22 protein-coding genes are annotated in these 22,607 nt (G+C 61.1%); 17 read left to right on the plus strand and 5 right to left on the minus strand.

The features are described 5' to 3' along the window. Positions 1–150: 150 nt before the first annotated feature. The gene (locus AC26AR_RS07665) at positions 151–1,170 is read right to left on the minus strand and encodes a D-2-hydroxyacid dehydrogenase (RefSeq protein ID WP_404625512.1); all 1,020 of its coding nucleotides are present in this window, start codon (positions 1,168–1,170) and stop codon (positions 151–153) included. Positions 1,171–1,484: 314 nt separating this feature from the next. Between AC26AR_RS07665 and AC26AR_RS07670 the strand changes: the two genes are divergently transcribed. From AC26AR_RS07670 to AC26AR_RS07730, 13 genes are all read left to right on the plus strand, one after another. Next, on the plus strand, positions 1,485–1,709 hold the full coding sequence (locus AC26AR_RS07670; RefSeq protein WP_136937831.1) for an FmdB family zinc ribbon protein: 225 nt from the start codon (positions 1,485–1,487) through the stop codon (positions 1,707–1,709). A 143-nt stretch (positions 1,710–1,852) separates the two neighbouring features. After that, complete coding sequence (gene aspS, locus AC26AR_RS07675) at positions 1,853–3,640, plus strand: aspartate--tRNA ligase (protein WP_479398700.1); 1,788 nt, start codon at positions 1,853–1,855, stop codon at positions 3,638–3,640. Positions 3,641–3,889: 249 nt separating this feature from the next. Beyond that, complete coding sequence (gene ruvC / locus AC26AR_RS07680) at positions 3,890–4,468, plus strand: crossover junction endodeoxyribonuclease RuvC (protein WP_077376507.1); 579 nt, start codon at positions 3,890–3,892, stop codon at positions 4,466–4,468. Positions 4,469–4,876: 408 nt separating this feature from the next. Further along, positions 4,877–5,491, plus strand: coding sequence for a Holliday junction branch migration protein RuvA (ruvA, locus tag AC26AR_RS07685; protein WP_404625515.1), 615 nt, complete (start codon positions 4,877–4,879; stop codon positions 5,489–5,491). 204 nt (positions 5,492–5,695) lie between these two features. Next, entirely contained in the window at positions 5,696–6,739 is a 1,044-nt protein-coding gene (gene ruvB / locus AC26AR_RS07690) for a Holliday junction branch migration DNA helicase RuvB (RefSeq protein WP_404625517.1), read from the plus strand. Then, positions 6,736–7,185, plus strand: coding sequence for a tol-pal system-associated acyl-CoA thioesterase (gene ybgC, locus AC26AR_RS07695; RefSeq protein WP_404625519.1), 450 nt, complete (start codon positions 6,736–6,738; stop codon positions 7,183–7,185). The genes ruvB and ybgC overlap by 4 nt, the downstream gene beginning before the upstream one ends. A gap of 178 nt (positions 7,186–7,363) precedes the next feature. Beyond that, positions 7,364–8,041, plus strand: coding sequence for a protein TolQ (tolQ, locus tag AC26AR_RS07700; RefSeq protein ID WP_077377369.1), 678 nt, complete (start codon positions 7,364–7,366; stop codon positions 8,039–8,041). Between the two features lie 14 nt (positions 8,042–8,055). After that, the gene (gene tolR, locus AC26AR_RS07705; protein WP_077376494.1) at positions 8,056–8,502 is read left to right on the plus strand and encodes a protein TolR; all 447 of its coding nucleotides are present in this window, start codon (positions 8,056–8,058) and stop codon (positions 8,500–8,502) included. A 3-nt stretch (positions 8,503–8,505) separates the two neighbouring features. After that, positions 8,506–9,732: a cell envelope integrity protein TolA gene (tolA, locus tag AC26AR_RS07710; protein ID WP_404625522.1), complete on the plus strand. Its 1,227-nt coding sequence runs from the start codon at positions 8,506–8,508 to the stop codon at positions 9,730–9,732. Beyond that, positions 9,729–11,021: a Tol-Pal system beta propeller repeat protein TolB gene (gene tolB, locus AC26AR_RS07715; RefSeq protein ID WP_077376488.1), complete on the plus strand. Its 1,293-nt coding sequence runs from the start codon at positions 9,729–9,731 to the stop codon at positions 11,019–11,021. Before tolA ends, tolB begins: the two co-directional genes overlap by 4 nt. Before the next feature lie 70 nt (positions 11,022–11,091). Then, the gene (gene pal / locus AC26AR_RS07720; RefSeq protein WP_065392600.1) at positions 11,092–11,601 is read left to right on the plus strand and encodes a peptidoglycan-associated lipoprotein Pal; all 510 of its coding nucleotides are present in this window, start codon (positions 11,092–11,094) and stop codon (positions 11,599–11,601) included. A gap of 138 nt (positions 11,602–11,739) precedes the next feature. Then, the gene (gene ybgF / locus AC26AR_RS07725) at positions 11,740–12,510 is read left to right on the plus strand and encodes a tol-pal system protein YbgF (protein ID WP_077376485.1); all 771 of its coding nucleotides are present in this window, start codon (positions 11,740–11,742) and stop codon (positions 12,508–12,510) included. Positions 12,511–12,661: 151 nt separating this feature from the next. Further along, entirely contained in the window at positions 12,662–13,426 is a 765-nt protein-coding gene (locus AC26AR_RS07730) for a YciK family oxidoreductase (RefSeq protein ID WP_077376482.1), read from the plus strand. A gap of 136 nt (positions 13,427–13,562) precedes the next feature. Here AC26AR_RS07730 and AC26AR_RS07735 read toward each other — a convergent pair whose 3' ends face one another. Both AC26AR_RS07735 and ubiG read right to left on the minus strand, forming a co-directional pair. After that, positions 13,563–14,249, minus strand: coding sequence for an HAD-IA family hydrolase (locus AC26AR_RS07735; RefSeq protein WP_404625524.1), 687 nt, complete (start codon positions 14,247–14,249; stop codon positions 13,563–13,565). After that, positions 14,246–15,007, minus strand: a complete 762-nt coding sequence (ubiG, locus tag AC26AR_RS07740; protein WP_077376476.1) for a bifunctional 2-polyprenyl-6-hydroxyphenol methylase/3-demethylubiquinol 3-O-methyltransferase UbiG — start codon at positions 15,005–15,007, stop codon at positions 14,246–14,248. The genes AC26AR_RS07735 and ubiG overlap by 4 nt, the downstream gene beginning before the upstream one ends. A 226-nt stretch (positions 15,008–15,233) precedes the next feature. Here ubiG and mtnA point away from each other — a divergent pair, with 226 nt between their 5' ends. The 3 genes from mtnA (at position 15,234) to AC26AR_RS07755 (ending at position 18,758) form a co-directional block, all read left to right on the plus strand. After that, positions 15,234–16,352, plus strand: coding sequence for an S-methyl-5-thioribose-1-phosphate isomerase (gene mtnA, locus AC26AR_RS07745; protein WP_084208693.1), 1,119 nt, complete (start codon positions 15,234–15,236; stop codon positions 16,350–16,352). A 231-nt stretch (positions 16,353–16,583) separates the two neighbouring features. Then, a complete protein-coding gene (galU, locus tag AC26AR_RS07750; RefSeq protein ID WP_077376470.1) occupies positions 16,584–17,468 on the plus strand; it encodes a UTP--glucose-1-phosphate uridylyltransferase GalU in 885 nt (294 codons plus the stop codon). Between the two features lie 3 nt (positions 17,469–17,471). Further along, positions 17,472–18,758, plus strand: a complete 1,287-nt coding sequence (locus AC26AR_RS07755) for a nucleotide sugar dehydrogenase (RefSeq protein WP_404625527.1) — start codon at positions 17,472–17,474, stop codon at positions 18,756–18,758. Positions 18,759–18,861: 103 nt separating this feature from the next. Here AC26AR_RS07755 and AC26AR_RS07760 read toward each other — a convergent pair whose 3' ends face one another. Both AC26AR_RS07760 and AC26AR_RS07765 read right to left on the minus strand, forming a co-directional pair. Then, a complete protein-coding gene (locus AC26AR_RS07760) occupies positions 18,862–19,986 on the minus strand; it encodes an alcohol dehydrogenase family protein (protein ID WP_303565010.1) in 1,125 nt (374 codons plus the stop codon). Between the two features lie 261 nt (positions 19,987–20,247). After that, entirely contained in the window at positions 20,248–20,832 is a 585-nt protein-coding gene (locus tag AC26AR_RS07765; protein ID WP_136937823.1) for a superoxide dismutase, read from the minus strand. A 606-nt stretch (positions 20,833–21,438) separates the two neighbouring features. On the opposite strand from AC26AR_RS07765, the gene AC26AR_RS07770 reads away from it, so the two are divergent. Continuing rightward, on the plus strand, positions 21,439–22,578 hold the full coding sequence (locus tag AC26AR_RS07770; RefSeq protein WP_404625530.1) for a coiled-coil domain-containing protein: 1,140 nt from the start codon (positions 21,439–21,441) through the stop codon (positions 22,576–22,578). The last annotated feature ends 29 nt before the right edge of the window (positions 22,579–22,607 follow it).

Consider the following 22,607-nt stretch of genomic DNA (forward strand, 5'->3'; position numbering starts at 1 on the left):
CTGCCATCGATGTCGCGTCACTCCTCTTGAATGACGCGGCAATCCCGGCACCAGAAGGGGCCAGATGCCTTGCGCATCTGGCCCCTTCTGGTGTCTATCCATGCCTCTGCCAGCGGGCGGGCATCGGAGTGCAGCCCCCTCGTCCATGTCTCAGACGTTTTCGCCGAGATAGGCCTCGATATTGGCAAGACTCAGATCCAGTATGTTCTGACGCGCTTCACGACTGATCCAGGCATTGTGGGGCGTGACGATGAGGTTCCATCCGGCCTCAGACGCCGTGCGGCCGTCAGCCAGCGCTGTCAGCAGGGCATGGCCTTCCCGGGGCGGTTCCTCCGGCAGGCTGTCGACGGCCAGTCCACCGAGGTGCCCAAGCTTCAAGGCGGCAAGTGCAGCCTCTTCATCGATGATGCCACCGCGTGCACAGTTGATGAGCAGGGCACCGGGCTTCAGCAACGCCAGGGCCTGCTCGTCGATCAGATGGTGTGTCTCAGGCGTCAGTGGGCAGTGCAGGCTGATGACGTCCGCTTCAGGCAGGAGGTGTTTCAGGCTCGGTCGTTGAGACGTCGACTCACTGCCCGGGCGCGCGGCGAAGGTGACGCGCATGTCGAACGCCTCTGCCAACCTGCCCACGGCAGTCCCCAGCTCTCCCTTGCCGACGATCACCAGATGCTTGCCGGCCAGTTGCAGGGTGGGGCGGCCCATCAGGCAGAAGGTATTGCTGCGCTGCCATTCACCGCTCGCGACATCTCCCTGGTAGCCAGGCAGTTGTCCGGCCAGTGCCAGCATCAACATCCAGGTGTGCTGTGCGACAGAGGCGGTGCCATAGGCCGCGACGTTCATGACGCGTATGCCTTGCGCCCTTGCCGCTTCCATGTCGATGTTGTTGGTGCCGGTGGCCATGACGGCGATCAGCTTCAATGTCGGCAGGGCCTCCAGATGCTGCGCCTCCAGGCGTACCTTGTTGACCAGCACGATTTCGGCACCCTCCAGACGCTCCACGACCTGCTCGGGCAACGTGGCATCATGGCAGACAAGCCCATTGACCCGGTCCTTCAGGCGGCTGAAGTCAAGGCCGTCGCCAAGTGATGCCATGTCGAGCATCACGGCCTGCGGGCCAGAACCAGCGGCAGCAGTAGGGGGAGTTGCAGATGCGAGTTGGGGATCAGACATCGGTGTCCTCATGACGTGAGACGGCCGGGCGGCAGTGAATGAGGCCTGACCCTGGCCGGGCATGACGGCGCATTGCCGGGAATCTATCGAGGTGTTGCCCCGCAAGGGGCCGAGCACGCTATAATGTGGCCCTTTCGCTTTGACTTGAAAGACGTTCAACTGGCCTTATTGTACGCGTTCCGAAGCTGTGCTTGAGATGTCACTCATATTGATGTCTCCGGCACGTCTGATGCAAGGGCGCCGCAAGGCATAACATTGTCATGGTCCGGGATTCGCATTCATGCGCTCGGGACCAGTATCGTCAGGAAAAAACCATGCCGATCTATGAATACCACTGCAAGGCCTGTGGCCATCGGATGGACAAGTTGCAGAAGATCAGCGCCGCGCCGCTGACGGAATGTCCGGAATGCAAGACGGACCAGCTGGAAAAGCTGGTATCCGCCGCCGGTTTCCGTCTGGCGGGCAGTGGCTGGTACGAAACGGATTTCAAGTCCGGCAGCAAGAAGAATCTGGCCGGAGGTGGCGATAGCTCGTCCTGATGTCTCCCGTCATCAGGCCAGCTGTCATGCCTGCCATCCATGTGCAAGGTCATGCATGAGTGGCAGGCATCTCCAGCGTCAGGCCCTCTGAGACAGACGCGCACCAGTGCGTCGATCACGAATTTGAGCAACAAGGAATCAACATGCGCAGCCACTATTGCGGCAAACTGAACGAGACCCTGATCGATCAGGATGTCACTCTGTGCGGGTGGGTGCACCGCCGTCGCGACCACGGTGGCGTCATCTTCCTCGACATGCGCGACCGTGACGGTATCGCCCAGATCGTCGTCGATCCGGACACCGTCGATGCCTTCGCCACTGCCGACAAGGCGCGCAGCGAGTACGTCCTGCGCATCAAGGGCCGTATTCGCATGCGCCCGGAAGGCACCCAGAACCCGAACATGCCGACAGGCATGATCGAAGTGCTGGCCAAGGATGTCGAAGTGCTCAACACCGCACAGACGCCGCCGTTCCAGCTGGACGACCACAACAAGGTCGGTGAGGAAGTTCGCCTCAAGTATCGTTATGTCGACCTGCGTCGTCCGGACATGATCGACAAGCTGCGCCTGCGTTCACGCATCACCCACAGCGTGCGTGCCCAGCTGGAAGCCCTGGGCTTCCTCGACATCGAAACCCCGATTCTCACGCGTGCCACGCCGGAAGGGGCACGTGACTATCTGGTGCCGAGCCGCACCTATGCCGGCAGCTTCTTCGCGCTGCCGCAGTCTCCGCAGCTGTTCAAGCAGCTGTTGATGGTCGCCGGTGTCGATCGTTACTACCAGATCGCCAAGTGCTTCCGTGACGAGGATCTGCGCGCCGATCGTCAGCCGGAATTCACCCAGATCGACCTCGAGGCCAGCTTCGTCGACGAGAAGGACATCATGGGCATGACCGAGACCATGATCAGTGGCCTCTACAAGGAAGTGCTGGATGTCGAGCTGGGCGACTTCCCGACCATGCCGTATTCCGAAGCCATGCAGCGCTTCGGTTCCGACAAGCCGGACCTGCGTATCCCGCTGGAGCTGGTCGATGTCGATGATCTGATGAGCGGTGTGGACTTCAAGGTCTTCTCCGGCCCGGCCAAGGATGACAAGGGCCGTGTCGCCGCGCTGCGTGTGCCGGGCGGTGCCAGCCTGTCACGCAAGGAAATCGACGCCTACACCAAGTTCGTCGGCATCTACGGTGCCAAGGGCCTGGCGTGGATCAAGGTCAACGAGCGTGCCAAGGGCATCGAGGGTCTGCAGTCGCCGATCGTCAAGTTCATGGAAGACGTCGTGGATGACGTGCTGGACCGCTGTGGCGCCGTCGATGGCGACATCGTGTTCTTCGGTGCCGACAAGGCCAACATCGTGGCCGAGGCCATCGGTGCGCTGCGCGTCAAGCTGGGCGAAGACCTCAACCTCTACACCCGCGAATGGGCACCGCTGTGGGTCGTCGACTTCCCGATGTTCGAAGCCGATGCCAATGGCCGCCTGAGCGCGCTGCACCACCCGTTCACCGCGCCGTCCTGCACCCCGGAAGAACTCAAGGCCGATCCGGAAGCGGCACTGTCTCGCGCCTATGACATGGTCATCAACGGCACTGAGCTGGGTGGCGGTTCCATCCGTATCCACGACCAGGGCATGCAGCGTACCGTGTTCGAAGTGCTGGGCATCGGCGAAGAGGAAGCGGAAGAGAAGTTCGGCTTCCTGCTCGACGCGCTCAAGTTCGGCGCGCCGCCCCATGGTGGTCTGGCCTTCGGTCTCGACCGTCTGGTCATGCTGATGACCGGCGCCAAGACCATTCGTGAAGTCATTGCCTTCCCGAAGACCCAGAGCGCTGGCTGCATGATGACCGACGCCCCGGGGGAAGTCAGCGGTGAGCAGCTCAAGGAGCTGAACATCCGTCTGCGTCAGAAGGTCAAGGTCGAAGAAGAAGGCGGTCAGGCCTGATCCAGGCGAATGACCCCGGGGTGATCAACCTCTCCTGACAGGCGCCATCAGCGCCCGGGAGAGGGGCAGTCCCGCGCAAGCGGGCAAGTGACCCCCGGCAAGGCGGTGTGAGACTGTTACCTGCAGATGATGCAGGCAATGACAGTGTCGCACCGCCTTTTTTGTGGCATTGTGGCTGGTTATATACACAGTAAGCTGGAAAGACGACAGGGGTGGAGCGGCAATGAGTGTGAGACGTGAGGCGGTGGCATGATCATTCTTGGCATTGATCCGGGATCACGCCTGACCGGTTACGGCGTACTGGACGTCTCGGCGGCTCAGCCCCGCTATGTGGACAGTGGCTGCATCCGCATGTCCCAGGTCAGCCTCGACCAGCGGTTGGCGCAGATCTACGCCGGTATCAGTGAAGTGATTGCCATGCATCGCCCGGCGGAGTTCGCCATCGAGCAGGTCTTCATGTCCAAGAATGCCGACTCCGCGCTCAAGCTCGGTCAGGCACGTGGGGCAGCCATCGTGTGTGCGGCGAACCACGGCCTGCCGGTATCAGAGTATGGGCCGCGACAGATCAAGCAGGCTGTCACGGGGTCCGGTGCAGCAGACAAGGCGCAGGTCCAGCATATGGTGACCCATACGCTCAAGCTCTCTGCAACGCCTCAGGCGGATGCCGCGGATGCTCTGGCCATCGCGCTGACACATTGCTTTGCACGCATGCGACTGACCCCGAGCAGCGCGCAGCTGGAGGCGTTGGGCCTGGGGGCGGGTGCAGGGCGCAAGAGTACCCGCGCACGACGCAGCAGTAGCTGGCGTGACTTTGAGCCGGGCAAATGAGGTGTCTGCCGGTCACGTAGGGTCTGAAGAGTGTCTGGTCAGGGGCTGAAGAGAGTGGGGAGCAGACTCCGGCGTGTGCCGAAGACGGCCTCTACAGGCGAGAAGTGACAAGCCCGCTTGCGCCAGATACGCTATCGTTATCAATAAATTCCAATTTTTCAGTCACTTGTAGGCTTGTTTTCACGATGTCAGGCAGCATCTTGCGTTCTGCTGGCATCCGCATGCTGCCTGCATCTGGCCTCATGGCAACAAGTGACTGTCAGATTCATGCGACAAAATCGTCGTGACACTCGGACATGCCGCCTGCACGTTATCTTTGGTAGGCTTGCCCGCATCGCAACAACCCGTGCCGCCTGACACCTGATGTGATGAGCAGGCGGCACTGAAGACTCAAGGACAGCCCGAAACATGATTGGACGTCTGACCGGGCGTTTGCTCGAAAAGCAGCCGCCTCATCTGGTACTCGATGTACAGGGTGTGGGCTATGAACTCGAAGCCTCCATGAATACCTTGCTGGGTCTGCCGGCTGTCGGGGAGGACTGTCAGCTGTTCACCCATCTGGTCGTGCGTGAAGACGCCCAGTTGCTCTATGGCTTCGGCAAGGAGCCGGAGCGTCGTCTGTTCCGGGAATTGATCAAGATTTCCGGGGTCGGGCCGCGCCTGGCGCTGGCGATTCTCTCGGGAATGGAGCAGGCCGATTTCATTCGCTGCGTGCACGACGAAGACAGTCGGGCACTGACTCGCTTGCCCGGCGTCGGCAAGAAGACGGCGGACCGCCTGATCATCGAGATGCGCGACCGGCTCAAGCATTGGACGATTCCGCAGGACGATGGTCTGTCGGAAATGGCGCGCGCTTCGCAGCCACAGCCGCCGGTTACCCATCCCCTGGCCGACGCCGAAGCCGCTCTGGTCGCGCTGGGCTACAAGCCGGTCGAGGCGGCCAAGATGCTCTCGGGACTCGAGACAGGTGCCTCCACGGAAGCCCTCATCAAGGCGGCGTTGTCCCGCAAGATGGCCAGCTAGCGCACGAGTCTCGTGCCTGATAGCGTGAATGACAGAATAGGCACGATCTGATTGGATTTATTGACTAGGGAAAGGCCGGCGACTGGGGTAGAAAGTGCGCGCTTGATTGCATTGGCGCAAGATCATTTCACTGCCTCGGTCAGACCACCTCTCGCCACATGATTCATGTCTGCAGCATGAGTCATCAGGAGTTGAGCAAGCATCATGATGGAGTCGGATCGACTGATCTCCGCGGCCACGCATGATCCGGAAGAACGGATCGATCGCGCCAATCGGCCGCGAACGCTGAATGAGTATATCGGTCAGCCGATCGTGCGCGAGCAGATGGAAATCTTCATCAGTGCCGCTCGCGGTCGTGGCGATAGCCTGGATCACACCCTGGTATTCGGGCCCCCGGGACTTGGCAAGACCACTCTGGCACACATCATTGCCAGTGAGATGAGCGTGGACATCAAGTCGACGTCCGGACCGGTTCTGGAGCGGGCAGGTGACCTGGCCGCCATGCTGACGAATCTTCAGGAAGGCGATGTACTGTTCATCGACGAGATCCATCGCCTGTCACCGGCGGTCGAGGAAGTGCTGTATCCCGCGATGGAGGACTATCAGCTGGATATCATGATCGGTGAGGGCCCGGCTGCCCGCTCGATCAAGCTGGAACTGCCACGATTCACTCTGGTGGGGGCGACGACCCGGGCTGGTCTGTTGACCGCGCCCCTGCGAGATCGCTTCGGAATCGTTCAGCGCCTCGAGTTCTACGATATCGAGTCGCTGACCGGTATCGTCTCGCGCAGTGCGAAGCTGTCAGGCATGGAAGTGGAGATGGATGGCGCGCGCGAGGTCGCACGACGCTCGCGAGGGACGCCGCGTATCGCCAATCGGCTGCTGCGGCGGGTGCGTGACTTTACCGAGGTGCGCGGCGATGGCCGTCTGACGCTGGATGTCGCGGACAAGGCGCTCAACATGCTCAATGTGGATAGCCACGGGCTGGATCATATGGATCGCCGGTTGCTGCTGTCGATGATCGAGAAGTTCGATGGCGGGCCCGTCGGTGTGGATTCGCTGGCGGCCGCCATCGGCGAGGAGCGCGATACCATCGAAGATGTGCTGGAGCCCTATCTGATTCAGCAGGGCTTCATGATGCGAACGGCGCGTGGGCGCGTGGTGACCAGTTCCGCCTATCAGCATTTCGGCATCACGCCGCGTGAGACCCAGGCGCGTCTGACGCCGGGTGGGCAGGAGGACGCATGATGTCGTCTCTTCAGACATCCAGACCCGGCGAGGAAACGTTGACTGAGCAGACGGGCGAATTTCATCATGCGGTGCGGGTCTATATCGAGGATACCGATGCGGGTGGCATCGTCTATTACGTCAATTACCTGCGCTTCATGGAGCGCGCACGCAGTGAATGGCTGCGCGCACGTGGCTATTCCCAGCAGACACTTCTGGAGCGCGGTATCCAGCTTGTCGTGCACAGTGTGGCCAGTCGCTATCATCGTCCTGCGAGACTGGATGATCTGCTTCAGGTCACGGCAACGGCAGGTGAATTGCGTGGCGCGCGCCTTGTCTTTCATCAACAGGTGATGAAGGACGGGGTGATGTTGAGTGATGCCGAGGTGGTGATTGCCTGTGTCGATGCCAGCACATTGCGTCCGCGTCGATGGCCAGTGGAATTGCTGAACGCTCTTGAGGTCTGAGTCACCGATACCAGATTGACCGAGAGTCGCCGTGGTCAAGGCGTGAACGAGTGAGACGCCGTTGCAGCCATCCTTCTGGTCGGATGTCAGGCGACGGAGTCGGACGAATGTTAAGGGTGTCGCCTCACCGGCGGCACTGACTGAACCAAGTAAAAGAGGGATTTCCGTGGAAGATTCGATGTCGATCATTTCGCTGTTCGCGAATGCCAGCCTGGTGGTGCAATCCGTCATGTTGCTGCTGTTGGCGGCTTCCATCGCCTCCTGGGTAGTGATCTTCCAGCGGGGGATGGCATTGTCACGAGCGAAACAGGCGTATACCGCCTTTGAAAAGCGTTTCTGGTCCGGAGTGGATCTCAATCACCTCTACCGTGAATTGCCCAGTGAAGAAGAGGCGACGCCGGGTGCTGCAGGCGTCTTCCGTGCAGGCTTTCGTGAGTACAGCCGTCTCAAGCCCAAGTCCAGCAATGCCGATGCAGTGATGGACGGCGTTCAGCGCAGCATGCGTGTCACGCTGTCACGCGAGGAAGAACGTCTCAATATCCATCTTCCGTTCCTGGCCACCGTCAGCTCCGTAAGCCCCTATGTGGGTCTGTTCGGGACGGTGTGGGGCATCATGGGCTCTTTCCAGGCACTGGGGACTGCACAGCAGGCCACTCTGACCACTGTCGCTCCCTGGATTGCAGAAGCGCTGGTCGCCACCGCCATGGGGCTTTTTGCCGCGATTCCGGCAGTCATCTTCTATAACCGTCTGGCCAGCCGTGCCGATCAGCTGCTGGGCCGTTATGAAGACTTCGCCGAAGAGCTTCACTCCATTCTGCATCGCAATCTGCACGGCCGTGGCAGCAACGACGCCTGAAAGGAGAGTCGAGCATGAAAGGACCTTACAGCCGGGGGCACAAGCGCAAGCTGTCCTCTGAAATCAATGTGGTGCCCTTCATCGATGTCATGCTGGTGCTGCTGGTCATCTTCATGATCACCGCGCCGATGATGACCCAGGGGGTACAGGTCGAACTGCCCAAGGTCACCTCCAAGCCCATCGACAATCCTGATGACGTGACACCGCTGATCGTCTCGCTGGATGACAGCGGCAACTACTACATCGATCTGGGCTCTGATCAGGACAAGCGGACTCCCGTCGCCCTGGATGACCTGGGCAGCAAGGTGGCCGCCATCGTGTCGGAAAAGCCCAAGACACCCGTGCTGGTCAAAGGCGCCAAGACAGCGCCATATGGTGATGTGATGGGGCTGATGAGCACTCTGCAGGGGGCGGGCGTTCCCAATGTCGGGCTGATTTCAGAACCGCCGAATGAGGGCTGATGGATGAGTCAGCCGGAAATCGAAAAGCGGGCAGGCTATGGATTACCCGTCGTGCTGGCCGTGGGTCTGCATGTGGTCATCCTGGTACTGACCCTGGTGAGCTGGCCTGAGTCCGAGCCGGATCAGAGCAGCACGACCATCGTCAACGCGACGCTGGTCAGCACCGAAACGACGACCAATCAGCCCCAGCAGGCCAAGGCCAGCAAGGCGCGGGATGCCGCCGAAGAGGCCGATGAGCGTCAGAGCGCCAAGGAGGAGGCCTCCCGGGAAGCGGAGCGCGCTGCAGAACAGCAGAAGAGTGCTGCGCGCGAGAAAGCCGCGCAGCTCAAGGCAGAGCAGGCCAAGGCTGCCGAACAGGAGAAGGCGGCACAGGCCAAGGCGGCTGAGCAGTTGAAGGCGGAGCAGAAAGCGGCTGCCGAGGCGGCAGACAAGGCCAAGGCAGATGCAGCGCGTCGGGCGGAAGAAGCCAAGGCGATTGCGCTTGAGCGCAAGAAGGCTGAAGCTGAAAAACAGGCCAAGGCAGACGCCTTGAAGAAGGCGGAAGCCGAAAAGGCGGCCAAGGCCAAGGCGGAAGCGGAGAAGGCCGCCAAGGAAAAGGCGGAAGCGGAGAAGGCCGCCAAGGAAAAGGCAGCCGAGGAAGCGCGCAAGAAAGCCGAGGCGGAAAAAGCCGCGAAGGCCAAGGCAGAGGCTGAAAAGGCGGCCAAGGCCAAGGCGCAGGCTGAAAAGGAAAAGGCAGCCAAGGCAGCCGCCGAGAAAGCAGCGAAGGAAAAGGCGGCCAAGGAAAAGGCAGCGGAAGAGGCTCGCAAGAAGGCAGCCGCGGAGGCCGCGCGCCAGAAAGCGCTTGCCGAGAAGGCAGCACAGGCATCTGCTGGGTCACTGGATAGTCTGATCGACAGCGAAAGTGACGCCATCAGTGGCGCCAAGCAGGCCGCACAGGCGGCCAATGGCTTTGAGAGTCTGCTCAAGAAGTATGTCGGGCAGAACTGGAATCGGCCTTCAGGTACCGTACCCGGCATGACGGTGACGCTGCGCGTCTCATTGCTGCCGACAGGGGAACTTGTTTCGGCTGCGGTCAGCAAGAGCAGTGGCAATGCCGCCTTTGATCGTTCCGCGATACAGGCGATACAGAAAGCAGCACCGTTTACCGAGATGCAGGACCTGCCGGCTTCAGCCAAGAGCCAGTTCCGCAACTTCAATCTGTACTTCAATCCAGAGGACCTGGGCCGATGAGACGAGTGACTACATGGATGATGGCAGCCGCCATGCTGGTCGTGACCAGCATGGCGCGAGCGGACCTGACCATCGAGATCACCAAGGGCAATGACAGCGCGACGCCGATCGCCGTGGTGCCGTTCGAGAACCTGACGGGGGGAAGTCTCCCTCAGGATCTGGCCCGTATCATCTCGGATGATCTGGCGCGCAGCGGCCAATTCGAGCCGATCAAGCGTGACAACCTGATCGCGCTGCCGGGGACTACCCAGGATGTCTTCGTCAATGACTGGAAGCGCCTCGGCGCCAGCTATCTGGTGGTCGGGCAGGTCAAGAATGCGAGCAGCGGTGGCTACAGCATTCAATACGAGCTGATGGATGTGCTCGGGAACAAGCGCATGCTGGGAGAAGTCATCACGGGCAGTGATGGCCAGTTGCGTTCGCGCGCCCATTACATGAGTGATGAAATATTTGAGGAAATCACTGGAATTCGCGGTGCTTTCTCGACAAAAATCGCCTACATTACCGCCAATGGCGTGGGTGACAACATTCGTTTCGCACTGTATGTTGCCGACTCGGATGGCCATGGTAGTCAGGAGATTCTTGCATCCGATGAACCGATCATGTCTCCTGCATGGTCGCCGGATGGAAAGAAACTGGCGTACGTGAGTTTCGAATCAGAACGGCCTGCGATTTATGTTCAGGAGCTGGGAAGTGGTCGTCGTGCCAAACTGACCGGTTTCCGTGGCATCAATGGTGCTCCGGCCTGGTCTCCGGATGGCCGCAAGTTGGCGATGGCATTGTCAAAGGATGGTCAGCCCGAGATTTATGTGATGGATATCGCGTCACGCAAATTCCAACGTCTGACCAACAATCCTGCGATCGATACCGAGCCGGACTGGCTGCCGGATGGCAGTGGCATGGTCTTCACGTCTGATCGTGCCGGCTCGCCACAGATCTATCGTCTTGATCTTTCCGGTGGTACTGAACGCGTGACGTTTACCGGAAACTACAATTCCCGTGGGCGTGTGTCGCCCGATGGGGAAACCCTGTTCATGATCAATCGCTCCGGCAACGGTTATCAGGTTGCCAAGCAGGATCTGAAGAGTGGTCGAGTGACATCCCTCACGGATACTCAGTGGGATGAATCTCCAAGTGTTGCACCGAATGGCACTATGGTGATATATGCCACTCAGCAAGGAACCCGTGGGGTCCTGGGCGAGGTCTCGGCAGACGGAAGAGCACAATTTTCCCTGCCGTCACCACAAGGCGAAGTGCGTGAACCTGCGTGGTCGCCGTTCCTGAACTAAACCACTAGAATGCATCCGAGTCACAAAGAAAGGCTTGGCATTCGTTTTCATTAGAGCAAGGAGTTTTACAATGCAGTTCACCCCGTATGCAAAAGGTCTGTTGGTTGCCCTGTCCCTGAGCGTCATGGCCGGTTGTTCCAGCAGCGGTGGCGCCCAGGACGGCGACATGGATTCAGCCAACAGCGGTGCCAACACTGCCGGCATGAACTCTGGTGCCAACACCAACGGCAACCAGATGAGCAACGCTTCCATGCCTGACGTGCGTACCATCTACTTCGCATTCGACAAGGACACCATCCGTCCTGAATTCGAAAGCGTCCTGATGGGCCACGCCCAGTACCTGAAAGCCAACACCAGCGCCAACGTCGTTCTGGAAGGCCACGCTGATGAGCGCGGTACTCGTGAATACAACCTGGGTCTGGGCGAGCGTCGTGCCAAGTCTGTCGCACGCTTTCTGACCGTTCAGGGTGTGTCTCCGTCCCAGATCGAGATCGTCTCCTACGGTGAAGAGCGTCCGGCCGTTCAAGGTCACGGCGAATCTTCCTATGCCAAGAACCGTCGTGTGGTCTTCGACTACTGAGTTCGGCAATCCCTCTGAGGTCCCTGCGGGATAACAGAGACGCTTGAAACTTGTGTTGAGCAGGCCTGAGTCGCAAGGGCAACCTTGAGGCTCGGGCCTTCTCGCACGGCAACATGATGATTCGGCGGAGCCGACAGCATGAAAGACAGCCTGAAATGGTTGTGCGGTGTGGGAGCCCTGGCGCTTCCGTTGTCAGTTGCAGCCGCACCCGCAGTGGAAGACCTTACCGTACAGTCCAACTCGCTTTATCAGCAGGCCAACACTCGCTTGAGTGGTGGCGGCACCCTGACCCTTCTCAACCAGCTTGATGAGCAGGCCCAGGAAATTGCGCGGCTGCGCGGGCGTGTCGATGAACTGGAATATCAGTTCAAGCGACTCACCGAGATGTCGCAGCAACGGTACCTGGACCTGGAACAACGTGTTTCGGGAACAAGTCCAGCCGGTGAGAACGGTCAGGAGGTCGATGCGCAGACCGCAGCCGCGGTCAGTGGTGGTGCGGGCAGCAATGCCAGCAGCGCCAATGCCTCCAGTGGAGGGGATGCCCAGAAGGATTACGAGAACGCCTTTGCCAAGGTGCAGTCGCGTGATTTCGACGGAGCGATCGATGCCTTTGAATCCTTTGTGGTGGATCACGGGGATTCCAATCTCGCGGCTAATGCCCATTATTGGTTGGGGGAATTGTATTCCGCGAAGAATCAACTGGATGCTTCTGCCCAGGCCTTTGATACTGTCATCAGTGAGTTCTCGCAATCCAGCAAGGTGCCGGATGCGATGTACAAGCTGGGACTGGTCAAGGCGCGGCAGGGCAAGGCGCAGGAAAGTCGCAAGTTGCTCGAGGAACTGGTTCGCCAGTACCCCGACAGCAAGGCCGGCGGAATGGCCAAGGATTTCCTCGCCTCTGGCGCATGACGCCAGATGATAATGACAAAGCCCGCACTTGTTGACTGACAAGGCGGGCTTTGTGCGTTCTGACATGCGCCCGCATGTCATCGATACACCTCAGGCCTTGCCCTTCGGGTCAGCCTCTCGGCAAGGCCAGCGTTCAGGACGGGATATCCTCATGGCGGAATGCAAGATCGATTATCAGGCACCAGCGGATCTGCTGAAAGGGCGAATCATTCTCGTGACTGGTGCAGGCTCGGGCATCGGTCGTGAAGCAGCCATTGACTATGCCAGGCATGGCGCGACCGTCATCTTGCTGGGGCGCACCATTGCCAAGCTCGAGGAAGTCTATGACGAGATCGAAGCATTGGGGGCTCCTCAGCCAGCGATCTACCCGCTGAACTTCGAAGGGGCCACGCTCAAGGATTACCAGCAGATGGCGGAAACGCTCGACAAGGAATTCGGGCGACTCGATGGGGTGCTGCACAATGCCAGTCTGCTGGGCAAGATCACCCCGTTCGAGCAGTATGATCCGGCGTTGTGGGAGCAGGTCATGCAGGTCAACATCAATGGGCCTATCTGGATGTTGCAGGCGCTGCTGCCACTGCTGAAAGCGTCTCGGGATGCGTCCGTGGTGCTGACGAGTTCCAGCGTCGGCCGCAAGGGGCGTGCTTTCTGGGGGGCCTACAGTGTCTCGAAGTTCGCCACCGAAGGCTTTTCACAGCTGCTGGCACAGGAGCTCGAGAATACCAGTCAGGTCCGCGTGAATACCCTCAATCCCGGTGGGACTCGAACGTCGATGCGCAAGTCGGCCTTCCCGGCGGAAGACCCGGATACCCTGCGTACGCCAGCCGACATCATGCCAAGCTACCTGTGGCTGATCGGTCCGGAGAGTCGTGGCCGCACCGGCGAGATGTTCGATGCCCAGCCGCCCAGGACGTGAGATGTCCGAGCGGGTGACAGTGACGAGCACTTGATGGTGAGAAGTTGTCACTGACAGGATTGCCTGCAATGAAAACGCCGACGGCCATGGCCGTCGGCGTTTTCATTGGCAGGGCGTCAGGGTATCGCGCGCCGCGTCAGCGCAGTTCCGCTGCGCGCAGAGCGGCATTGATGACTTCTTCCGAGGTGTCGAACCACACATCGGCAGGCCAGGCGTCCACATCATCCCCGTCGCGGACGTAGCCATAGCGCACGGCGACCGCCAGCATGCCCGCCGCGCGCGCCGCCTGCATGTCGCGATCATGATCCCCGAGATACCAGCATCGTGACGGTTCGACGCCGAGGAGGCGGGCCGCCTCCCACAATGGCTCAGGATGGGGCTTCTTGACGGGCAGGTCATCGGCGCACAGCAGACAGCCCGGAGTGAGCGCCATGGACTCGATCAGCGGCTCGGCGAACTGACGCGGCTTGTTGGTCACGATCCCCCAGGGCAGGCCGTTGCGCTGACAGATCTCGATCAGGGCGTCATAGCCCGGGAACAGCTCGCTGTGGGCCGCGACATCACGGGCATAGAAGTCCAGCAGGCGTGTACGCTCCTCGGCATGCGAGGGATGATCGATGTCGTGACCCAGCGCCAGTCTCACCAGGGCGCTTCCGCCATGCGAGACCTCGGCGCGAATCACCTCATAGCTCAGTTCCGGCAAGGCATGATGGCTACGCAGCTCGTTGGTCGCACGCGCCAGGTCCGGCGCAGTGTCCACCAGGGTGCCATCGAGATCGAAGATCAGCGCAGCGGGACGGGGCAGTGCGGCCGGCAGACTCATGCGAGTTCGTCTTCCGTCGGGCGGCGCGTATGCATCAGATAGTTGACGCTGAGGTCGGCGGTGTTGAGGCGATATTTACGGGTCAGCGGGTTGTAGGTCATGCCGGTGGAACCCTCCATCTTGAGGCCCGCCTCACGCGTCCAGCGGCCAAGCTCAGCCGGGCGGATGAACTTGCGGTACTCATGCGTGCCGCGTGGCAGCATCTGCAGCAGGTATTCAGCACCGATGATCGCGAAGGCGTACGCCTTGGGATTGCGATTGATGGTCGAGAAGAACACCTTGCCTCCCGGCTTGACCAGTCGCGCGCAGGCGTTGATCACCGAGGAAGGGTCAGGAACATGCTCGAGCATCTCGAGACAGGTCACGACATCGAATTGTCCCGCCATTTCCTCGGCGGCAGCTTCCGCGGTGGTCTGGCGATAATCGACTTCCACACCGGATTCCAGCTGATGCAGGCGTGCCACTGACAGCGGGGCTTCACCCATGTCGATCCCGGTCACGGTGGCGCCACGGTGAGCCATGGCCTCGGACAGGATGCCGCCGCCACAACCGACATCGATGACTCGCTTGCCCGCCAGTCCGGCATGGGTGTCGATGTAATCGACGCGCAGCGGGTTGATGTCGTGGAGTGGCTTGAACTCGCTGTCGCGGTCCCACCAGCGGCTGGCGAGCGCGGAGAATTTGGCGATTTCGCTGGCATCGACGTTGCCCAGATGATCCGGGGCAGTGGAATCTTGCTTGGCGTCGCTATGGCTCATGATCGGATCCTTACCGTTACGGAAGTGCATCGCAAGCATGCACGCCCCTGTACAGACGCGTCACCCTCGGGCACGATTCCTCCATTCTAATCCGCCTGTCGTCGCGGGTCAGCGGTAACTGCAAAAAACTCGTCATGACGGGAACTTGCAGATGGCCTCAGCCATTATCGCGCCGCGGTGTTCTCCAGTGCGAACCCCTTTGTCCGTGAGCCTACAGGGAAGTGTCATGAGCCTGATTCCAATTCGCTGGCTGACCCAGTCAGACAATGCCACCGGTAGCGACGAAGATGCCTTGCCGCGACTGGCACTGCTGGATCAACGTCTGCTGCCGGGCGAGACCCGAGAGATCGAACTGCGGGATGCAGACGGCGTGGCTCGCGCCATTGCCGACATGGTAGTGCGTGGTGCACCGGCCATCGGCATCGCGGCCGCCTATGGTGTGGCACTGGAGGCGGTTCGCGCCGCACATGAGGGCGGGGCATGGGGGGCGCGTCTGGAAGCGGCCTGCGAGGTTCTGGCGGCTTCTCGGCCGACGGCGGTCAATCTGTTCTGGGCGCTGGATCGCATGCGTACGGTGATCGCTGCGCACGCCATGCGTGAGCTTGCCCCCCACGAGGCACTGTTGCGGGAAGCCGTGCGCATTCATGAGCAGGATCTCGAGGACAATCTGCGCATGGCGGAATTCGGTGCGCAGGTGATTGCCGCGTCCCTGACGGCCGACACCCCCCACTGTGAGGTGATGACCCACTGCAATACCGGTGCGCTGGCGACTGGGGGGCACGGTACCGCCCTGGGCGTGATTCGCACGGCGTATGCTCAGGGGCTGATCAGCCGCGTCCATGTCAACGAGACACGCCCCTGGTGGCAGGGGGCTCGACTGACCGCCTGGGAACTGGTGCAGGAAAAGATTCCCGCCCGACTGGCCGTGGAGGGTGCCGCCTCGCTGATCATGCAATCCAGGGACGGCGATGGCGATGTGCGCTGGTTGATCGTCGGTGCGGACCGCATCGCGGCCAACGGCGACACGGCCAACAAGATCGGCACCTTCTCCCTGGCGGTCCAGGCGCGTGCCCATGGCGTCAAGGTGATGGTGGTGGCGCCCCTTGCCACCTTCGATGCCAGTCTGGACAGTGGGGCCGCCATCCCCATCGAGACTCGCGATGCCGATGAACTGCGTCAGGCAGGAAATCGCAGGATCGCTCCCGATGAGATCGAGGTCTTCAATCCGGTCTTCGATGTCACACCGCATGAGTATATTGATGCCATCGTCACCGAGCATGGTGTGGTAGAGTCGCCCGATAGCGACAGTGTGGGTGCCCTGCTGGGGCGTGCCCAGCGTCGCTGAGAAGGCACCCTGTCCGCGGAGCGAAGGCTTCGCGTGGACTGGCCCGTCATGGACGTCTCAGACAGACGATCTGATGGGCCAGTGTGGAAAATCTGCGGTCAATTCGCACTTTTTTGCCAAACTGGCATAATCCCTGCCTAGATTTCAGGACGGTCGCCATCTCGTCCGGGCGGCAGTAACTCGGTAGAGTCGTCACGATCTGCCACGACATAGACACAAGGAAGACGCTTCATGATACGCAAGGCTGTATTGCCTGTTGCAGGTCTCGGAACTCGTTGCCTGCCGGCCTCCAAGGCCATCCCCAAGGAAATGATCACCATCGTCGACAAGCCGGTGATCCAGTATGTGGTGGAAGAAGCGGTTGCGGCGGGTATCAAGGAAATCGTCCTGGTCACCCATTCCAGCAAGAATGCCATCGAGAACCACTTCGACAAGCACTTCGAGCTCGAGACGACTCTGGAAGCCAAGGGCAAGTTCGAGCTGCTCGAGGAACTTCGTCACATCATTCCGGATGATGTCAAGATCATCAGCGTGCGTCAGCCGGAACCGCTGGGTCTGGGCCATGCGGTGCTGTGTGCCAAGCCAATCGTCGGAGACGAGCCTTTCCTGGTGATGTTGCCGGACGTGCTGGTCGACGGCGAAGGTCTCGAGAAGAATGACCTGGCGCGGATGATGGAGGCCTATGAAGCCACCAATGCCGCCCAGATCATGGTCGAGAACGTGCCTCAGGAGATGGCCTACAAGTACGGTATCGTCGCCATCGATGGCGAGACGCCGGAAGCGGGCAAGTCCGCGATGATCAGCGGGATGGTCGAGAAGCCGGCACCGGGCACCGAACCCTCCACTCTGGCGGTGATCGGTCGTTACCTGCTGCCGGGTCGCATCTTCGAGTTGCTCGAGAATACCCCGCCGGGTGCCGGTGGCGAGATCCAGCTGACCGATGCCATCGATACCCTGCGCGATGACAAGGCGGTCGCCGCCTATCGCATGGCCGGTGATACCTATGACTGCGGCCATCAGCTGGGCTATCTGGAAGCCACCATTTCCTTCGCCAAGCGTCACCCGAAATTCGGGGAAGGCTTCCGCGAGCTGATGACCCGCTATCAGGAGAAATGAGCCATGCAGGTGCTGGTGCACGGAAGCGAACTGGCGGCTGCCACGGCCAGTGCCGCCTTGGCGAGTGTCGGCCACAATGTCTGGTGGTGGCCGCATGAAGACATGGACTGGGAGTCACTGGACCGGGTCGACTGGCTGAACAGTGAGCCGGGCCTGCGAGAGCGGCTGGATCGCCACGTCGAACGTGGCGATCTGACGCTGGTGAAGGGACTTGGTTCACTGCGTCGCATCGATGTGCACTGGGTGGCCGTCTCGCCGGATCAACGTGAGGGTGCTCTGACGCGTATCGAGCAGGTCGTCGCGACACTCGCGGAGCCGACGGTGCTGGTCAACAATTCGACCTTCCCTGTCGGGACCACCGAGCGTTTCGAGGCGCTGCTGTCGCGGGATGATCAATATGCGGTGGCCTTGCCGGACATGCTGGAAGAGGGGCGCTCGCTGGCGACCTTCGAGCGCCCCGCGCGCTGGTTGCTGGGCAGCGAGTCCGAGGTAGCGACACGTCGCGTCCAGGAGCTTCTGCGCGCCTTCAATCGTCGGGAAGATGTCTTCCAGATCATGCCGCGCCGCGCCGCCGAGCTGACCAAGCTGGCCATCAATGGCATGTTGGCGACCCGGATCAGTTACATGAACGAAGTCGCCGGGCTTGCGGATTCCCTCGAGGTAGACGTCGAGTACGTGCGTCAGGGCATGGGCGCCGACCCGCGCATCGGCTTCGGCTATCTGTATCCGGGCTGTGGCTTCGGTGGTCCCAACTTCTCGCGCGACCTGATGCGTCTGGCCGATGTCCAGCATGAGACCGGACGTGAATCGCTGCTGCTCGAGCATGTTCTCGACATCAACGAGGCCAAGAAGGAGACGCTGTTCCGCAAGCTGTGGCAGCACTTCGATGGCGAGCTGCGCGGTCGCACCATCGCCATCTGGGGGGCGGCGTTCAAACCGGGCACGGCGCGTATCGACCATGCGCCGGTGTTGACGCTGCTCGAGGCGTTGTGGGCTCAGGGAGTGCGCGTTCGTGTGCATGATCCGGCGGCGCTGTCCGCGTTGGGCGAGGCCTGTGGCGCACATCCCTTGCTGGAGCTGGTCGATGGCAACATGTACGACGCCCTCGAAGGGGCGGACGCCCTGATGCTGGTCACCGAATGGAAGTGTTACTGGAATCCGGACTGGCAACGTCTCAAGCGTGAGCTGGGCGCGAAGCTGGTGCTGGACGGTCGCAATATCTATGACCCCAGCTACGTGGCCAGCCAGGGGCTGACCTACCGAGGCATCGGGCGTCGCGCGACGCCGTGACACCGTCTCGGCACCTGACGAATGTGCATGACATTCGCCTGGCATGAACAAGGCCCCATCCGGCAACGGATGGGGCCTTTTCCTTGGTCACTCCTGTGGCTCATCAGGCCCAGGGCTCAAGCACGAACTTGCCGACATGGGTCTTCTCGAGGAAGGCCTTCTGGGCCTTGGCGATATCCTTCAGCGGGAAGCTCGCCGCGATCAAGGGGCGAATCTCCCCGCGCTCCACGTAGCGCACAAGATTGGGGAAGGTTGCCTTGCACCAGGCGGTGGTGCCCAGCAGTCGGAGATTCTTGAGGTACAGATCACGCAGGTCCAGGGTGACCATGGGCCCGGCGATGGCGCCGGTGGTCACCAGCCGCCCACCACGTGACAACAGCTTGAGCATCACCGGGAAGGCATCGCCGGCGACATTGTCGACCACCAGATCGACGGATTCCTGCCCGAGTTCGGCGACCAGGTCCGCATGGCGATCAAACAGTCTGTCGACCCCCAGCGTGCGCAGGGCCTCATGCTTGGAAGCGCCTGCCACAGCATAGACGATGGCGCCACGTCGCTTGGCCAGTTGCAGGGTGGCGGAGCCGACGCCGCCCGACGCGCCGGTGACCAGTACGCGTTCGCCGGACGTGAGCTCGGCCTGTTCCAGCATGTTCTCCGCTGTGCCATAGGCGCAGGGCAGTGAGCCCAGTTCCACGTCGCTCCAGTCACATTCGACCGGGAAGACGTCACTGGCCCGGATACTGACGAATTGCGCGAAGGCGCCATCGAAGTCAGAGCCCATCCATTCGTTTTCCAATGACTCCCAGCCTGCACTGCGCATGCAGGCCCGCACCAGTACGCGCTTGCCGAGCAGCGCTGTGTCGGCACCTTCGCCGAGCGCGACCACTTCACCACAGCAGTCGGTTCCCTGGATCAGGGGGAAGGGCGTCTCGCCTTTCCAGCCACCTTCAGGCGGGACCGGCTTGTCGATTGTCGTCTCGCCAGGCGAGGTGTCGTGCTGGCTGCTGGCCTGGTTCGTGGCCGTGGTGATGCTGGAGGAATACCAGCCAAGGCGCGTATTGATCTCGGTATTGTTCATGCCAGCCGCCAGTACCTTGATCAGCACTTCCCCCTTGTCTGGCACAGGGACAGGCCGCTCTTGCGCCTCGAGGCGTTCATAGCCGCCGTGGCCGGTGGTCACGATGGCGAGCATGGTGTCGGGTAACGAGGAGGTGATATCGGATGGCATGACGTTCCCTCTGGGGATGAAGAAAGAGTAGAGTGAATGTTCTACCTTGCAGGCTAGCAAATGGCGAGGCGGCATGTCATCTGCAAGCGCGCTTCGTAAAGGATCATCAGGCGATAGGGGAGCCAGAAACCAAAAGACCCCGCCGATTGGCGGGGTCTTTCCTTGCACCATCCTCTCACTCGAACGTCACTGTCAGGTCATATCATCCATGACGTCTGATGTGAGAGTGAAGTGAAGGTGCCATCACTCATGCCGGGTGTCTCAGGCTGCGAAGTTCTGTGCAGCGAAGTCCCAGTTGATGATGTTCCAGATGCTTTCCAGATACTTCGGACGCGCGTTGCGGTAGTCGACGTAGTAGGCGTGTTCCCAGACGTCGACGGTCAGCAGCGGGGTCTGGCCTGCCTTGGCGATCGGGGTGTCTGCGTCGTCAGTGTTGACGATTTCCAGCTCGCCCTGAGCGTTCTTGACCAGCCAGGTCCAACCGGAACCGAAGTTGCCGGCAGCGGAAGTGTTGAAGGCTTCCTTGAAGTCAGCGACGGAGCCCCACTTGGCCGCGATGGCATCTGCCAGCGGGCCTGTCGGCTCGCCACCACCGTTCGGAGACAGGCAGTGCCAGTAGAAGGTGTGGTTCCACACCTGAGCTGCCTGGTTGAACAGGCCGCCCTGAGCGCTCTGGATGATGTCTTCCAGAGACTTCTCTGCGTCCGCAGTGCCTTCGACCATGCTGTTGAGCTTGGTGACGTAGGCCTGGTGATGCTTGCCGTAATGGTACTCAAGGGTCTCGGCGGAGATGGTCGGCTCGAGTGCGTTCTTTTCGTACGGCAGTGCCGGGAGTTCAAATGCCATGGGGGATAAGCTCCTTTTCCTCACCAATAGAATCTTGCTCTGATTTCGTTGGGGCAGGCATGAAGGCTTTCAAGCCTCCTTCAGTGTTCTCTTCGACGTCAGGCGACGAGGAGACAATCGCCAAGGATCCATTCAGCCAGCACATGATGGAAAATGTGCAATTAGCGTGAAAAACCTTGTGAATCCAGATAGCTACGAAGCCAGAGGCTGCGAGAGTCGCAGTGCTTTGCACTATAGCACTCGTGTTCCTGCAGGCCAACGCCGCCGGGACCTGCTGGCGGGAAAGCACCGAAGGGTGTCGGTGAGCGATGTCAGGTATCGCGGGCGACGTCGCCGTCTGGCGGGAAGGTACAGTGCGGTTACATGAGAGGGACCGCGGGCCGTGCTGCTGGGGAACCTGATGAGATGGCCGGGGTCTGCTGTTAGACTCGGCAGAGCCGGCAACCGAAAACCGGCCAGTCAATCAGCGGGATACGGGCGTTTTCCCTCCAGGTGTCGCATGAGGCTCGGGCCTTGCCGCGGATGATGCCGACGCCTGTCGCTGGAACCTTGAGTCGATGTGCCAGTCATGGAGCCAGTATGCGGCAGGACACTACGGAACCTTCGATGGACAATTCCCGGGATGAATCACTGATAGCACGGCGTGATGAAGCGCTGGCCCGTCATCCTGATGCAGCCCCGCCCCCGCGTCGTTGGCCGCTGTGGGTGTGCGTGCTGGCACTGGGAGGGGTGGTCGCCTGGCAGCAATGGCAATTGCAGCAGCTTCAGGACATGCGAGGCCAGCAGAGTGATCAGCTGAGTCGTCAGGTCTCGGGACTCAAGGGCGATGTCGAGAACGACGCCCGGCTGCTGGGGGATGTGGATGAGCGTCTTGCCCAGCTCACCACGCGGGTGGACGAGTCGCTGAGTGCGCGCATCGACGGCCTCACGCAGACCGATGAATCCCTTGCCGACAGCCTCGCTGAACAGCAGGCCGCCTGGCAGGAGCGTCTTGCCGCGCTCTCGGACACGCTGACGGCATCGCAGGACGCGCAGGCGAGTCGTCTCGCAGCGCTTGCCGAGTCCACCGAGGCCCAGCTCGAGGGACTACGCCAGGCGGGTGACAACCGCACCACCTTGCTGAGTGCCTTGCAGGGCTCCGTCAGTGCCCTTGAGTCCTTGAGCCGGGATGGGCGTGCGACGCTCAAGGCACGCCTAGATGCACAGGCTGACACCCTGGCCCATCTCGAGACCGAGTTTAAGGCAGTCGAGCAAGCGCAGCAGCAGTCGCTGCCCCGACTCGAGCAACGCCTGAGCGATCAGTCCAGCCGCCTGGATCAGCAGGCCGTGCAGCTTGAGCGTCTCGCCTCGCAGCGGGACGCCCTCAGGCAAGCGCAGGATGAGGCGACGTCAGAGGATCGCCAGACAAGCTCGCAGGCGCTGACGGCCTTCAAGCAGTCCCAGCAGGAGGCGTTGGACGCGTTGCGTCGCAGGCTCGAGCAGCAGCAGGCGTCCCTGACGGGGCTGGTGGACGCCCGGCTCGCGCCGTTGAGCAAGACCCAGACGTCGCTGTCTTCCCAGCTGGGGGAGCTGCGACGCCAGCAGACGGCGCTCAGCGCCGGGCTGGAAGCCCTGGGTGAGGCGTCCACGCAGGACGAGCAGCTGCGCTCCCTGGATGCCAGCCGTCGGCAGTTGAGTGGCCGCGTGGCGTCCATGTTGAGTCAGCTGTCCCGGTTGGAGCAGCGAGTCGCGCGCCTGGAGCGCTGAGCAGTGATGGAATCCTGGAGGGTCACGTA

The organism is Cobetia sp. PS-4MA, assembly GCF_057670765.1.

Excerpts from the sequence above, each read along its gene's own strand:
- AC26AR_RS07665 (WP_404625512.1), bottom strand. The coding sequence starts at position 1,170 with ATGTCTGATCCCCAACTCGCATCTGCAACTCCCCCTACTGCTGCCGCT.
- AC26AR_RS07670 (WP_136937831.1), top strand. The coding sequence starts at position 1,485 with ATGCCGATCTATGAATACCACTGCAAGGCCTGTGGCCATCGGATGGAC.
- aspS (WP_479398700.1), top strand. The coding sequence starts at position 1,853 with ATGCGCAGCCACTATTGCGGCAAACTGAACGAGACCCTGATCGATCAG.
- ruvC (WP_077376507.1), top strand. The coding sequence starts at position 3,890 with ATGATCATTCTTGGCATTGATCCGGGATCACGCCTGACCGGTTACGGC.
- ruvA (WP_404625515.1), top strand. The coding sequence starts at position 4,877 with ATGATTGGACGTCTGACCGGGCGTTTGCTCGAAAAGCAGCCGCCTCAT.
- ruvB (WP_404625517.1), top strand. The coding sequence starts at position 5,696 with ATGATGGAGTCGGATCGACTGATCTCCGCGGCCACGCATGATCCGGAA.
- ybgC (WP_404625519.1), top strand. The coding sequence starts at position 6,736 with ATGATGTCGTCTCTTCAGACATCCAGACCCGGCGAGGAAACGTTGACT.
- tolQ (WP_077377369.1), top strand. The coding sequence starts at position 7,364 with ATGTCGATCATTTCGCTGTTCGCGAATGCCAGCCTGGTGGTGCAATCC.
- tolR (WP_077376494.1), top strand. The coding sequence starts at position 8,056 with ATGAAAGGACCTTACAGCCGGGGGCACAAGCGCAAGCTGTCCTCTGAA.
- tolA (WP_404625522.1), top strand. The coding sequence starts at position 8,506 with ATGAGTCAGCCGGAAATCGAAAAGCGGGCAGGCTATGGATTACCCGTC.
- tolB (WP_077376488.1), top strand. The coding sequence starts at position 9,729 with ATGAGACGAGTGACTACATGGATGATGGCAGCCGCCATGCTGGTCGTG.
- pal (WP_065392600.1), top strand. The coding sequence starts at position 11,092 with ATGCAGTTCACCCCGTATGCAAAAGGTCTGTTGGTTGCCCTGTCCCTG.
- ybgF (WP_077376485.1), top strand. The coding sequence starts at position 11,740 with ATGAAAGACAGCCTGAAATGGTTGTGCGGTGTGGGAGCCCTGGCGCTT.
- AC26AR_RS07730 (WP_077376482.1), top strand. The coding sequence starts at position 12,662 with ATGGCGGAATGCAAGATCGATTATCAGGCACCAGCGGATCTGCTGAAA.
- AC26AR_RS07735 (WP_404625524.1), bottom strand. The coding sequence starts at position 14,249 with ATGAGTCTGCCGGCCGCACTGCCCCGTCCCGCTGCGCTGATCTTCGAT.
- ubiG (WP_077376476.1), bottom strand. The coding sequence starts at position 15,007 with ATGAGCCATAGCGACGCCAAGCAAGATTCCACTGCCCCGGATCATCTG.
- mtnA (WP_084208693.1), top strand. The coding sequence starts at position 15,234 with ATGAGCCTGATTCCAATTCGCTGGCTGACCCAGTCAGACAATGCCACC.
- galU (WP_077376470.1), top strand. The coding sequence starts at position 16,584 with ATGATACGCAAGGCTGTATTGCCTGTTGCAGGTCTCGGAACTCGTTGC.
- AC26AR_RS07755 (WP_404625527.1), top strand. The coding sequence starts at position 17,472 with ATGCAGGTGCTGGTGCACGGAAGCGAACTGGCGGCTGCCACGGCCAGT.
- AC26AR_RS07760 (WP_303565010.1), bottom strand. The coding sequence starts at position 19,986 with ATGCCATCCGATATCACCTCCTCGTTACCCGACACCATGCTCGCCATC.
- AC26AR_RS07765 (WP_136937823.1), bottom strand. The coding sequence starts at position 20,832 with ATGGCATTTGAACTCCCGGCACTGCCGTACGAAAAGAACGCACTCGAG.
- AC26AR_RS07770 (WP_404625530.1), top strand. The coding sequence starts at position 21,439 with ATGGACAATTCCCGGGATGAATCACTGATAGCACGGCGTGATGAAGCG.